The following is a 16102-nucleotide window of genomic DNA, read 5'->3' on the forward strand; positions in this document are numbered from 1 at the left end:
TGCCGGCCATGATTAGAAATCCAATTCGATTGTGCTTGCGAGGTGTTTCCTTTTGTTTACTTTTTCGCTTAATTGAATTTCTTTTAAAGGAATGGATGGGTTTCGTAAAATCGCCGAGAGGATCATGACGTAATCCTTGGCCATTACAGCAATGGTTTTCTTTTTAAATAGCTTCGTGCAGTAGTCAAAGCTGCCTTGTATCTCATCTTGGTCCATTACAAAGTTCAGCTGTAAATCAAATTTAGCTGTTGTATTCGTTTGTTCATAAGACTTGACCGCGAGAGAGTCCACTTCAATATCCGTTTGTTCCGTATTTTGCAGGACAAACATCGTATCGAACAATGGATTTCGGCTTAAGTCCCGTTTCACACCCAGTTTTTCTACTAGTTCTTCAAAAGGATACTCTTGATTTTCATAAGCCTTCAGCATTGTTTCTTTCGTTTCCGTTATATAATCCATAAATGTCTTTTCCGCCATCGGAGCGGTACGGATGGCTAATGTATTGACAAACATGCCGATGAGATGTTGCAAATCTTCATGCATTCTTCCCGCAATAGGTGTGCCGATGACGATATCATCCTGTCCGCTGTATTTAGCCAGCAGTATGGAATAGGCCGAGAACAAAATCATATAAGCGGTCGAGCCGGTCAAGTCTTCCAGCTGTTTTACACCTTGGATGACAGTCTTATCGAGCACAAAATTATGCCGCTTCCCATCGAAACTTCTAACCGGCGGTCTCGCAATATCTTTCGGCAGCTCGAATGACGGCAGCTCTTCATGAAATACACCCAGCCAATACTCTTCCTGCCTCTTGATTCGTTCTCTCTGTTCTTTTTGATGTTTCCATTCAGTAAAGTCTTTGTACTGAATACGGAGCGGAGCTAAATCTTTGCCGTCATACAATTGAATCAGTTCTTCGACGAAAATATTCATGGACGCGCCGTCCGTAATGATGTGGTGCATGTCAAACATGAAAACATGCCTGTCTTGTTCTAACTCAATGAGTCCGGCCCGAAGTAATGGAGCCTGGCTGAGATCGAATGGCCGCACGAAGGCGCGGAAAAGTTCTTCAACCTCGTCAGGTGCCGCCTTGTACCTTTCCATAGAAAACTCCACTTGCGGTTTGATCACCTGCACTGGTTCTCCGCGGATCATTTCAAAACCGGTACGCAGTGATTCATGACGATAAATCAGTTTTTGAAATACGGTTTGTAAGCGATCTATGTCGATTTTTCCCTCTAATGTGAGGACTCCCGGCATATTATAGCTGAGTTCGCCTCCTTCAATTTGTGTCGACAGGTAAACCATTTTCTGCACGGAGGATACAGCATAGACATCTTTTTCTTTGGCAGCCGGAATGTAATCTGGCCTGATGTCTTTCGCTTTTGCAATAGCCTGTGCCATTTCTTCAACTGTCGGACATTGGAATACTTCTCTTAATGAAATGTTTTTGCTGAATTGCTGATGAATTTTGGCGATGAGCGTCATCCCCCGTAACGAGTGGCCGCCCAAATCGAAAAAGTTATCTTTCACTCCTATTTCTTTTATCTTCAAAATGTCACGCCAGATGCCTATCAGCTGCTTTTCCATACTCGTCCGCGGAGCAACGTAGTCGATCCCGGTTTGCAAACCTGCTTCAGGCATCGGTAACGCTCTTCGATTTACTTTTCCATTGGAGGTTAACGGCAGTTTCTCCAGTTGGATGAAGTATGAAGGGATCATATATCCCGGTATTTGTTCAGCAAGGTTTTCTTTTAGCTGACTGATCGAGAGTGATTGCTCCGCTGTAAAGTAGGCATACAAATCGCTTTGCCCGTCTTCATTTTCTCTGGCCAGAACAACTGCTTCTTGGACATGCTCTAGAAGAGCGGCTTCCGGCTCACCGAGTTCAATCCGGTAACCGCGAATTTTGACTTGATGGTCCATCCTACCAGCATATTCAATGTTCCCGTCAGGAAGGTAACGGGCCAGATCACCGGTTTTATACATCCGTTGATTCGGATCATATGGATGCGGAACAAATGTTTCGAGCGTCAAAAGCTCTCTGTTATGATAACCACGTGCTAAGCTGACCCCTGAAATACAAAGTTCACCGACAATTCCGACAGGCTGAAGCGTTCCTGCTTCATTCAAAATGAAAATCTCCGTATTTGAAATCGGTTTGCCGATTGGCTGAAGCTCCTGTTCTGTTTCCGGATCAACGGTATACATGGTCACGACATGGGTCTCCGATGGGCCGTAATGATTATGCAATGTGACATGGTGGCGTGCCAGCATGTCACGCAGCATACTTGTTACGATGAGCTGTTCTCCCGCAGCGATGATGTGATCCACGCACTCGGCAAACGGTTCGAAATGGTGTTTCTCCGAGGCAAGGAGCTTAAGGAAAGCGGTCGGAAGAAATGCTGTTTGTATCCTATGCATTTTGACAAATTCATTGAGCTGACGTATTTCCCGTTTCGCCTCATTGCTGATGATACAGAGTGTTCCTCCGCTTGAAAGCGCCGAAAACATTTCTTGATAGCAGACATCAAAGCTCATTGCGGCAAATTGCAGCACTCTGTCAAAGCGCAGCCGCGTATGCCCCTGCTCATAAGCGAGCAGATTCGTCATCGTTTTATGCTCTAGCTGAACTCCTTTTGGTTTCCCTGTTGTGCCTGACGTGTAAATGACGTACATTAAATCATTTTCCGAATAGGAAAGATTAAGATTGTCTGTCCCGCCTTGATATAGTAACGGATCATCAAGCAGAAGCACTTCCCCTTTAAAGAGCGGCGGAATTACGTGACCTGCACTAGTCAAAAGCACACTGGCGCCGCTGTCTTTTATCAAAAAAGCCCGCCGTTCATCAGGAAGTTCCGGATCGATAGGAAGAAATGCTCCGCCCGCCTTTAATATGGCTAAAATGCCGATGATCATATTTGCTGAGCGATCCGTGAGAACGGCAACCACCTGATCTGTGCCAACACCCTTATCTTGTAGGATGCGCGCCAGCTGATTGGAACGTTCATTCAGCTGACGATAAGTCAGAGTTTGATTTCCAAATATGACGGCTTCATGATCCGGGTTAAGCGCAGCCTGCTGCTCAAAAAGTTGATGAATCGCTGCCGGATTACGTTTTTCTGCAGTTGCAGTATCGTTAAAGAGTTTCTGGATTTCACTGTTCTCTTCTTGGGTCATCATATCCAAATGAGCCAGCTCGGCCTCAGGCTGTTTGATAACCGAATCAATCAGCTGCACAAAATGTCCCATCATACGTTCGATCGTTTCCGGTTTAAACAGAGCCGTCAAGTATTCCATCGTGAAATGAATACCCGACTCTTCTTCCACAGCCGTTAAGGTTAAATCAAATTTAGCCATCGTATGTTCACTTGGGTATGGTTTGAAAGTTACGTCATTTATCTCTAACTGTTCCTGCTCCGTGTTTTGAAGCACAAACATGGTGTCAAACAGCGGATTGCGGCTCAAATCTCTGGCAATATCCAGTTGATCAACCAGCGCTTCAAAAGGGTAATCTTGATGCTCGTAAGCTTTCAAAGCATTCTCCTTCACCTCGGCCAGATACTGAGTGAATGTCTTCCCTTTTTCAGGGTGATTTCTCATCGCCAGTGTATTTACAAACATTCCGATAATGGGTTCCAAATCCGCATGCGGTCTCCCCGCTATTGGGCTGCCGACAATAATGTCTTCCTGTCCGCTGTATTTTGAAAGCAATAAGGTATAAGACGCAAGGAGCACCATATATAAAGTGGATTCTGTTTGGGATGCGAGCTGCTTTAACCCTTCGCTTTTTTGCTTATCAAGCGTGAAATGCATCGTGGCTCCCGCAAAATCCCGTGCCGACGGCCGTTTATAATCGGTAGGCATATGAAGGACAGGAACGTCGCCGCTGTACAGCTCTAACCAATAGGCTTCTTGGTTTTGGATCTGTTTTAAACGCGCTTGTCCGGTCTGCCATACTGCGTAGTCCTTGTACTGGATGCGCAGGGGCGGTAATGTCTCTCCTTCATAAATCCGAATAAATTCTTTAATCAATACGCTCAAAGATGTTCCGTCAGAAATAATGTGATGCATATCAAACAGCAGAATTCCGCGGTCAGGTTGAAGTTCAATCAGTCCCACACGAAGCAGCGGCGGCTTCTCCAGATCAAATGGACAAATAAATTGGCGGATATAAAGGTCTGCATCATTTTCTTCTGCCTGATACCACTCTGCTTCAAACTCTGCGTGATCCAAGACATACTGAACAGGTTCTCCGCCGGCCATTTTAAAACCGGTGCGCAAAGATTCATGACGTTGAATCATTGTGAGGAAGGCTTGCTGCAGCTTATCACGATCAAGCTTGCCCTCGACAGCCATCAGACCCAGCATGTTGTAACTGAGTTCTCCGCCTTCCAGATGATTGAGAATGTACAATCGTTTTTGCGCCGAAGATACAGGATAATATGGTCTTTTCTCAATTGCAGGAATCCCGGCATACCCGGTTTGCTCCATCGTCATGATTTCCCGCGCGAGCTGTTCAATGGTTGGGAAACGGAATACGTCCCGCAAAGGAATTTGGACATGCATTTGTTTTTGTATTTTTGCAATAAGCGCGGTTGCCCGCAGGGAGTGGCCGCCGATATCAAAAAAGTGATCTCGAATCCCGACCTGCTCTAACCCGAGAACATCCTGCCAAATTGCCGTCAGCTGGATTTCTGCAGGAGTCTGCGGCAGCACGTATTCTATGCCTTTATCCCGATTTTTGACCGGAGCCGGTAATAACTGACGGTTCAACTTCCCGTTTGGCGTCAGCGGCATCTTATCCAGCTGCACAAAATGAGCCGGTATCATATATCCCGGTAAATGCCGTGCCATACTTTCGCGAAGTTCACTGATCTGTATTGGATTATCCGCAGTATAGTATCCGCATAGGAAATAATCTCCATCCGCATCTTTAAGGGCAATTGCGGCGGCTTCTTGAATATCGGGGATGTTCAACATTACCGATTCGATTTCACCGAGTTCGATCCGAAAACCGTGAATTTTCACCTGATGATCAATCCGGCCGATAAATTCAATATTTCCATCCGGCATAAGGCGGGCCAGATCACCGGTTCTATACATTCGGTCCGTCGAGACAAACGGATCGGCAGAAAATTTTTCATCCGTTAGTTCCGGCAGGTTCAAGTAACCCCTTCCGACACCGTCCCCTGCAATATACAGCTCGCCTTGAACGCCAGCCGGCTGCAGCCGTTTTTTCGAATCCAAAATGTACATGCGGTTGCTGCCTAACGGCTTGCCTATCGGAACATGAATTTGACTGCGTGCCCAAGCCTCGGCAGAAAATTCTATGTTGAACAGGGACGCGTCTACGCAAGTTTCTGTAGGCCCATATACATTGGAGATCGCAGGCGCATCCCCAGGCTTGCCGAATACTTGCACGAACTTATTTACCGTCGTTTTGGAAAGCGCCTCTCCTCCGATTAACAGATGCTGAAGCGGGACTCCCTGCAAATCACCTGCAGCTATTAAAAGTTTTAAGTGAGCAGGTGTTCCGTCAGTTATATCAATGCAATGCTGCCGATAGTAACGGCATAATGCTGCGCCGTCTGACACGACATCCTTGGGAACAATAAACAAGGTATGACCTAACAGCAAGGAAGCATACATCTGCTGAACAGAAGCATCAAAATAATATGGCGCAAGCATGGCAACATTTAGCTCCGCATCATAGGCAGAGTAAACTTGGCTGCTCAGTCCTTCAATCAAGTGAATGACCTGGCGATGTTCAATTAACGTGCCTTTAGGCTTGCCTGTCGTGCCGGAAGTATAAATGGCATAGGCCAGTTGACTCGACTGATAAGAGAGCGCAAGGCCGCTGTCTTTTTCGTGATAGGCATGTTCCTCCATGAGATCGATACATGTTCCCGAGAAGCAGATATTATCCTGCAGCTTTCCGCGATAAAGCAATACACTGATGCCTGAATCACTAAAAATATAGCGAATGCGTTCAGGCGGAGAATCAGGATCTATCGGCAAATATGCACCGCCCGCTTTTAAAACTCCCAAGATGCCTACAATCATCTCCAGCGATCGTTCAGTCATAATGCCGACAAGCTGATCGGACTGTACTCCCTTTGCCTGCAAGGTTCGCGCAAGCTGATTGGCCCGCCGATTCAGTTCCCCGTAGCTTAATTGGTTACCCTCGAATACAACCGCCGTATGGGCCGGCGTACGATGCGCTTGTTCCTCGAACCACTCATGAATCGTTTGTTCGCGCTGATATTTCTTGCCGACAGACTGAAAATGGCTGAGCAGGTCTTCTTTTTCTCGTTGAGTCAAAAGCTCCAATTCGTCTAATTTGACAGATGGCTGCTTCAATACTTGCTGCATGAGCTGTTCAAAATGTCCGCAGATCTGCTCCACTTGTGATTTTTCATATTCATTTTCATTAAAACCGAAATGAACGGCCAGCTGTCTGCCAGGAATGACAACCACATTCAAATCATAATGGGAGTGTTCCTGCATATGAAAATTCATGACGTTCAGTTCCGTATCATAACGGCTTGCCTCTTCAACCTGCTGCCCTATCGGATAGTTTTCAAAGATCATGATATGGTCAATCAGGTTTTGCTTCAGTTCCGTCTGGGCCTGAATTTCGTATAAAGGATAGGTATCGTATGCTTGGGAAGCCAGTGCGTTTTGTTGAACCATTTGCATCGTATCAGCAAAAGAGCTGTCCTCCTCGCAGCGGATGCGAACCGGAATGGTATTGATGAACAGGCCGATCATCTGTTCCACACCGGGAATTTCCGCTGGCCTTCCCGACACGACACTGCCAAATACAACGTCCTGCGACCCGCTGTATTTCTGTAATAAAATTCCCCACAACGTTTGGATCAACGAATTTAATGTCACTTGATGCTGGTTTGCGATCTGCTGCAACTGCTTTGTCTGTTCTTGGTCTAGTTCGCAGGTCACATTGGCATAGGCATATGCTTTTTGTTCATGCTTCGGTCGTTTATGAAGCAGCCTGGTTTCAGCTTTATAACCGTCAAGATACTCGCTCCAGTACCGTTTGGCCGCTCCCTGGTCTTGGAGATGAAGCCACTCGATATAGTCGCTGTAATGAGCTGCAGAAGGCAGTTCTATTTCCCTGCCTTCTTGCAAGGCGTTATAATACTCAAACACTTCCTTCGTGATAAGAGACAGGCACCAGCCGTCCATAACAATATGATGAAAGCTCCAAATCAAATGATATTTGCTGTCTTCCATACGGATAATCGCTATGCGCATCAGCGAATCCCGAGCTAAGTCAAATCCTTTTGCCTTGTCTTCTCTTTCATAGGCTGCGATTGCATCCTCACGCAGATGCTCCTCTATGTCACGCAAATCTGCAAAATGAATTTGCGGTTTTTGCGTTTTATAGACAATTTGTAAAGGAGTATCGTTCCAGCCGCTGTAAAAACGGGTTCTGAACACGGCGTATGTTTCAAATAATCGTTCCAAGCTCGCTTTAAAGCAATCAATCTTTAACTCTCCCTGCAAATCGAACGATGCTTGTTCGAAATAAGAATGTGAGTCCTCATCCAGTAAGCTGTGGAAGAGCATTCCTTTCTGCATCGGAGTGAGCGGATACACGTTTTCAATCTCACCTGCATGCGGCAGTTGAATGAGGAGCTGGTCCAATTCGTCAATGGACATGCCTTTTAACAAAATATCGCTTGGCGTCAGTTCCGATTGTTCTTTATGAACGCAATGCGTAATGATTGTCCGCAGGCGGCTTTGAATCGTTTCCGATAACCGCTTAATCGTTTCTTTTGTGTACTGTTTGCTGCTGTAGCTGATCGTAAACCTCAGTTGTCCCTCGGTTATCATTCCGTTTATATTCAAGACATATGGTCTTTCTTGATTCCCGCTCGAGTCTGAACCGCAGGAGTAAGGAGATAATTGAATCGCATGCTGCTGCAAATCTTGGTCAAACTGCCCCAGGTAGTTAAAACAAATCTCCGGATTTAGTTTTGATGGCATTGCGCCGCTTAAGTACCTTGCTATTCCATATCCGATCCCTTTATGCGGAATGTGGCGCAGTCCTTCTTTGGTCAACTTGATATAATCAGAGATTTCTTTGCCTGACTGCGCGTGTAGAACAACCGGATACAGACTTGTGAACCATCCAACCGTACGGGAGACATCCATATCTTGACTCATCTGTTCTCTTCCGTGTCCTTCTAAATGAATCGGAATCTGTTCAAGTCCTGACCAGTGTGATATGGAAAGACCAAGGGAGGTTAAAAGCAAATCGTTTATTTCAGTGTTATAAGAGCGATTCGCTTGTTTTAATAACAGCTCGGTTTCTTCTTTAGTCCATTCCGCTGTTTCCGTTTCACTGTCTTTTGAAGTCGTATGTGTTTCATGAAAATCCTTAGGCAGCGGTTTCACATCGGTTTGTTCGATCTTTGTCCAATATTCCTGTTCTTGTTTTATGGTTTCACTTTGCGCATATTCAGAAAGCCTCTTGGCCCATAATTGGAAAGAGTCCGTTTTTTGCGGCAGTTGAATCACTTGCCCGTTCTCAGCTTGCCTGTAACCACTAACGATATCCTCCAATAAAATCCGCCATGAAACCCCGTCTACAATTAAATGATGGATGGCAATCAGCAAGTGATCTCCCTCTGCACATTGAAACAATCCGATTTTCATTAACGGCCCGTCACTTAAACGCATACTGCCTTGTATCTCATTTGCTTTGGCTTCAATTGTCTGCCCCGGATCGGATTCTGCTTTTAGATTCAGAACTTCTAGGTGATATAGCCCGCTTTGCGCGATCTCTGCATTCTGTGCCTCGTAACCATTCTCCGTCTGCTGGAATGTCATGCGGAGCGCATCATGGTGTTCTGCAAGCTTTTGCAAGGTTTGGCGCAGCGGCGTTTCCTGAAACCCTTCCGGTGCATACAGCATGACGGCTTGATTATAATAATGCGGATCTATCGTTATGTGATCAAAGAACCAATGCTGAATAGGAGTCAGGCTGACTTTTCCTTTGACTTCACCCTGATCAGCTATACGCAGATTCGGCTTGATATGCGGAGTCAATTCGGCAATCGTTGCATATTGGAACAAGTCTTTGATTTCCATTTTGTATCCGTTTTGATTTAATCTTGATGACACTTGGATTGATTTAATCGAATCTCCGCCAAGATCAAAGAAATTATCCAAAATACTGACGTTCTCTGCGCCTAATACAGCTTCCCAGGCGGAAACTAATATTTCTTCCACGTTTGTTCGGGGAGCCTTATACTCTGCTCTGTCCTGCAGCTCGAAATCCGGAGCAGGCAGCGCTTTTTTGTTTATTTTCCCATTGGAGGTTAAAGGCATTTCATCCAGCTCAATAAAATAAGCCGGAATCATATAACTCGCCAGGCTATGAGACAGATGTTTCCGGAGCCGGGATCCCGTTATTTGCCCGCCGCTCACGTAATACGCACACAATTGTTTAAACCCGTGGACATCTTCTCTAGCTGTAACGACCGCTTTTTTAATCGCTTCTTCTTGAAGCAGCGCCGCCTCGATCTCGCCTAATTCGATACGATAGCCTCTGATTTTCACTTGTTCATCTATTCTGCCCGCATATTCAATGTTTCCGTCAGCCAGCCACTTTGCCAAATCTCCGGTCTTATACATCTTGGCTCCGGTTGCAAACGGGTCATCGACAAATTTCTCTGCCGTCAATTCCGGACGGTTCAAATATCCTCTTGCCACACCGGCGCCGCTGATATAGATTTCTCCTGGGACACCGACCGGCGCAGGTTTCATATTCTCATCCAGCACATAAATGCTCATGTTTGCTGCAGCCGTTCCGATCGGTACCGATTCCCGCCTGTCCTTCACGGCATCGTAACGGTGAATCATGCAGCCGACAACGGTTTCCGTCGGTCCGTACTCATTGCATATTTCAATTTTGCCTTCGAACTGTTCATGAATACTTTTGGCTAACCGGGTGCTTAGATTCTCCCCGCCCACAATCATTCTTCGGACAGCCGTCTTATCGGCGATGTTCATTTCTTTCAAAACCTGCAAATGGGCAGGGGTCAATTTAATGATATCCACCCTCGGGTCCTGTACAATCGATGCGAGCAGTGCTGTTTTGTCCTCTCCGTCATAGACGATGATCGTATTGCCTGTGACAAGCGGTGTGAAAATAGACGTCACCGTCAGATCAAAAGAGATTGACGAGTACAACGGGAAGTTGGTTTTCTCGCCTTTTACATAAACTTCTTTTGCCCACCAAATATAATTGGTCAAGCCTCGGTGCTCGATTAATACGCCTTTTGGCCGGCCTGTGGAACCTGACGTATAAATGACATATGCCAAATGACTTGCTTCACTTATCGGTGCAAGATCAGAATCATCTTGGTGATACGAGCTTTCATCATCCAGTAAAACCGTGTCGCCTTCATAGGCAAGCTGCTCCCTCACATCTCGCTGCATCAAAACGATGCCGGCTTGAGAGTCATCCAGCATATACCGGATACGGTCTTGCGGATATTCCGGATCTATAGGGACGTAGGCTCCGCCTGATTTTAAAACGGCAAGAATCCCGACAACCGATTCGATCCTGTTTCTGCTGATGACAGCGACAGGATGGTCCGCCTGCGCCCCCTTCGCTCGTAACGTTCGCGCCAGTTGGTTTGCCCGCTTATTAAGCTCTCCGTACGTGAGCTGCCTGTCTCTATCGATGACGGCCGCTTGATCGGGCGTACGCTGCGATTGTTTTTCAAATAATTGATAAACCGGTGTCTGCGGAAATGGCGCAGCCGTGTCGTTAAGAGTATGAAGAAGGGTTCTTTTTTCGCCTTCCGTTAACAATTCCACTTGGTCCACCTGGATATCCGCATCTGTCACGACTTGCTGCAGGATTTGCATGAAATGTTCCCGAACCCGCTCTATGCTTGCCCGATCATACACAGTTGCATTGTATTCAAAAGAGATGTTCATCTCGTCGCCCGGTATAACGGTCAAATTGAAATCGTAGTTGGTCTGTTCTTCCATCTGTACGTTGGAAATCGTGATGGATGATCCGTTTTGCCGGCCTATGCTTTCCATATACTGATCAACCGGATAATTTTCGAATATCATTAAATGTGTAATTAAATTTTGCTTTTGCGTTGTGCGTGCTTGAATATCGTACAACGGGTGCGTCTCAAATTGTTGAGACGCTACAGCTCTTTCCTGCGCCTCTTTCATAAGCTCGGCAAACGTTGTCCCGGCTTCACATCGGAACCGGACGGGAATGGTGTTAATGAACAAGCCGATCATGGTTTCCACGTTTGGAATTCCAGCGGGTCTTCCGGAAACAACACTTCCAAAAACAACGTCCCGGCTTCGGTTATATTTCTGCAGCAGAACCGCCCATGCCGTCTGCAGCAGCGTGTTCAGCGTGACATGGCGTCTGCCGGCCGTCTGTTTCATTTTCAAAGTGAGATCAGAGCTTATTTTACATGTTACTTTATCCGGAATATATCGTTCTTCCGCCGCATGGTGATCCTTAGGCAGGATGGTTTGCTCCTCATACCCCTCCAAGTACTGATCCCAATAACCCATCGCCTCTTTCGCATCTTGACGGCCGAGCCATTCAATGTATTGACTGTAGGGAGTAATTGCCGATTGCTCAGGCTGCTTTTGCTGAAGCAAGGCAAAGTAATGCTCGAATATTTCTTTTGTAATCAGCGGCAGGCACCAGCCGTCCATCAAAATGTGGTGAAAACTCCATATAAAACGGTATGCCTTTTCATCCGTGCGAAGAATGAGTAGCCGCATTAACGCGTCTTTCTCTAAGTCGAAACCCCTCATCTTGTCTTTTCTGACATATTCCTGAATCATCTCTTCTTTATGTGATTCCTTCATTTCGCGTAAGTCAATGAATTCAAAACCGATTTTTTTCGTTTTGAATATGATTTGCAGAGGCTGATCCTTCCAGCCTCTGTAAAAATTCGTGCGGAAAATATCATATTTTTTCGATAAGCCATCCAAGCTTTTCGAAAATGAAGCAATATTCAGGTCTCCATGCAGATCAAACATCGTTTGCTGAAAATAAGCACCAGAACTCGGGTCAAACAAGCTGTGAAACAGCATACCTTTCTGCATCGGTGTTAATGGATAAATGTTTTCCGTTTCGCCCAATTCACTCGTCTGCTCCAAAAGCTGTTCCAGTTCGTCTATTGTGATATCCTTTAACAGGATGTCACTTGGCGTCAGGGTAGTCTGCTGCCGGCTTACGCAATGCGCAATGACTTCCTGCAGACTTTCTTTCAAACTCCGTGCAAATTTCGCCATAGTCGATCTTTCGTATTGTTTGTTGCTGTAGCTCAGCGTCAGCGATAATTTCCCTTCTGCAATCATGCCATTCAAATCTAGCACGGCTGTTCTCTCTTGGTTTTCATTCATCGATAACCCTGTGGAAAAAGGTGATATGCGGAAAGCTTGATGCTTCAGATCTTGGTCAAATTGTCCCAAGTAATTAAACGATATTTCCGGATTCAGCTGCAGGCTTACGGCTTCCGGGCGCCCGGATACATATTTGACGATGCTGTAATTCATCCCTTTATCAGGGATACGGCGCAGCCCTTCTTTCACGCTCTTAATTCGCTGCGACAGGTCTTTGCCGGCTTCCATCTTCAGTACGACAGGGTATTGGCTTGTAAACCATCCAATCGTGCGGGAGATATCCGCATCCGGAATAATTGGCTCTCTCCCGTGGCCTTCCACATTCACGACAATGTCTTCTATGCCAGTCCACCTGTGAACGGCGAGTCCTAATGAAGTCAGCAGCAGATCATTGATTTCCGTGTTATAGGCGCGATTCGCATGTTTTAATAATTGCTCTGTTTCCTCTTTTGTCCATTGAATCTTTACTTCTTCGCTGTCTCTTAATAACGAACCTTCGCTTATGTTGTCCTTTGGCAATGACTGCGGCTTTATGCTTGTAAGGTCAGCCCAATAAGCGATCTCCTGTTCTATGTCGGTTTCCGCTGCATACTTGGACAATTGATCCGCCCAGAATGGAAATGAATCTGTTTTTTGCGGGAGCTGGATTGTTTGCCCGTGCTCTGCCTGCTCATAACCGCTTGCAAAATCCTCAAGTAAAATGCGCCAGGATACCCCATCAATCACCAAGTGATGAATCGCAATCAGCAAATGATCTCCGTCCGGACATTGGAACAAACCAAGCTTCATCAAAGGCCCCTGGTCTAATACCATGCTGCTTTGAATCTCATTCGCTTTATCGGCAATCGCTTGAGCCGGATCGGTTTCCCCTTTATAATTCATCACGTCCAGATGGTATAATTCACTCTCATCTGTCCCTGTAATTCGCGGAGCGTATCCATTCGGCGTTTCTTCAAAAATCATTCTCAAGGCATCGTGATGAGATGCGACACGTTCCATCGTCCGGCGAAGCGGCTCCTCTTTAAAGCCTTCCGCCGAATATAACATGACGGCCTGATTGTAATGGTGTGCATTCGGCATTTTTTGTTCAAAAAACCAATGCTGAATCGGGGTCAGATTTGTCCGGCCGTTCACTTCCTCTTGATCAGCCTTCCTGCCAACCGGCGCTACAAATTGACTTAGGTCAGCAATCGCAGGGTATTTAAACAAATGCTTCATATCAACCTTGTATCCGGCTTGATATAATCTCGAAGACACCTGAATTGATTTAATCGAATCTCCTCCAAAATCAAAGAAATTATCGAGAATCCCTATACGCTCAGCCCCTAATACTTCTTGCCAGATAGACGCCAGTAGTTCTTCTGTTGGGTTTCGCGGGGCTATGTATTCGTTATCCATCCGTGTTTTTTCTTCGGCAGCAGGCAAAGCTTTCAAATCAATTTTTCCATTGGAAGTGAGCGGTATGTGTTCCAAATGGATAAAATAGGAGGGAATCATATAATCCGGCAGTTTACGGGACAAATCGTCTCTGAACTGCGCAGCGGTCAAAGAAGGCTCACCGACATAATAGGCATACAATTGCTTGGCTCCGTCTTCGTCTTCCCGCGCAACGACAGCAGCTTCACGAACTTTTTCAAGATTGAATATGGCGGCCTCTACCTCGCCGATCTCGATACGGTAGCCGCGAATTTTCACTTGATGATCGATTCGCCCTAAATATTCGATTCTTCCATCTGGCAGCCACCTGGCAAGGTCACCCGTTTTATACATCTTTTGACCAGGGAGATGCACATGCTGAACAAACTTTTCTTCCGTCAATACAGGCTGATTGAGGTAGCCGCGGGCCACTCCCGCTCCTCCGACATACAGTTCTCCCGGTACGCCGATCGGCTGGATTTGAAGGTGCGCTCCTAAAATATAGGCTTGGTGGTTGGCCACCGGTTTGCCGATTGTGATCTGTTCATCTGCGGACTGAACAGGGTGAAATGTAGATACCACACTATTTTCGGTCGGTCCGTATTCATTATTGATTTGAATGTGAGGCTGCAGAGAATATAGCTTCTCAACTGTATCTATTTCCAGCTGCTCGCCGCCTACAACAACATGCTGAACATGAATAAAGTCCTCTGCGTTCATTTGTTCGATCATCGTTTTCAGAAGACGGGGAGAAGTTGAAAAATGTGTAATTCTCTCTTGTTTCATCGTGTTTTGAATGGCGAAAAGGTCTTTGTTCTCTTCATTTGGCAAAAGGTGCAAGGTTGCACCTGATATAAGAGGGCTGAAGAAATTTAAAATGAATGCATCAAAAACATAGGGATATAAGACAAGCACGCGATCCTTGGCAGAATGCTTGAAAAACGCCTTCTTCCACTGAAGCGAGTTCACAATGCCGCCGTGTTCAACCATGACCCCTTTCGGCAATCCTGTTGTGCCTGAGGTATAAATGACATAGGCTAAATGGTTGTGTTCCGCTACGGGTGATAACAATGAGCAGTCCGTATGGTAAGATGATTCATCATTCAGATCGATTGTTGGTCCGTCAAAGGTGAGGCTGTTTTTGAAATGACGCTGAACAAGGAGAACGTCTGCATTCGCATCATGAAGCAGATATTGAAGCCGCTCTTTTGGATATTCAGGGTCCAGGGGCACATAAGCGCCCCCCGCCTTCCAAATGGCAATAATAGACACGATCATTTCTAATGAACGATCAGCCAGAATGGCGACCAACGTATCAGCTTGAACGCCGCAGTTACGCAATGTTCTTGCCAAACGGCTGGCCTTTTCATTCAATTCTCTGTAGGTCAGATGGCTGTTTTTGAACTTGACGGCTGCATGCTCAGGCGTTCTTTGTGCTTGTTCTTCAAATAATTGATAGACGGTTCTGCTCCCGGAGTAATCTGCGCCGGTGTCATTAAAATCGAACAATAGTTTCTGTTTTTCTGTTTCGGGTACGACCTCTGCCGTATGGATCGCAGCCTGAGGCTGAAACAAGATTATAGAAAGCAGCTGATCTAAATGGGCTGCAATTTGATCCATATAGCCCTCGTCGTACAGATTGCCGTTATAAAAAAGCTTCAATTGAATTCCATCGTTCTCCAAATCGAAGTGAAACAGCGTATCGGTCGCAACATCTTCTTTAAATTGCAAGGAATGAATTTCGTTAAGCGAAACGACGGTATGAATCAACGGCATACGCTCGTCATTGTATTGCACATTTAGATGCTGAACCATTTTTCGGAACGGCAGGTTTTGATTTTTCAGCGAATCATGAACGGCTTCTTTTAATTGCTCGAATACGGTTTTAAACGTGCTCTGGCTTGTAAGCCTGTTTTTCAAGAGGACAATGGTGTTAACAGCTGACTGGCTGCTTTTTTGCTTCGATATCGTTGGAATGCCAAGAATCAGGCTCGTTCGATCCGTATATTTATACAACAAGCATTCAATACCTGCCAATAAAATCAAATAGGCAGCCATGTCAGAATGATTAGCCATTGTCATTATTCTTTGAGATACTTCCGGAGATAAGGAACGGCAGATGCATTTTTCCTGATAGCCGGTACGGGACAATGACGTGTTGTCCGCCGCTTTAAAGTAAGGGAATGCGCTTAGGCCGTCATCTTCATCAAATAAGTTATCCCAGTACATTTCTTGAGTTTTAAAAACCGACATTGGA

1 protein-coding gene is annotated in these 16102 nt (G+C 45.8%); it reads right to left on the reverse strand.

Annotated elements, in window-relative coordinates; all coding sequences use genetic code 11:
* Positions 1-12: 12 nt before the first annotated feature.
* Positions 13-16098, reverse strand: a complete 16086-nt coding sequence (locus P3L57_RS09895; protein ID WP_277617520.1) for a non-ribosomal peptide synthase/polyketide synthase — start codon at positions 16096-16098, stop codon at positions 13-15.
* Positions 16099-16102 lie beyond the last annotated feature (4 nt).

It is taken from the genome of Bacillus sp. B28 (genome assembly GCF_029536185.1).
GTDB classification, from domain to species: domain Bacteria; phylum Bacillota; class Bacilli; order Bacillales; family Bacillaceae; genus Bacillus; species Bacillus halotolerans.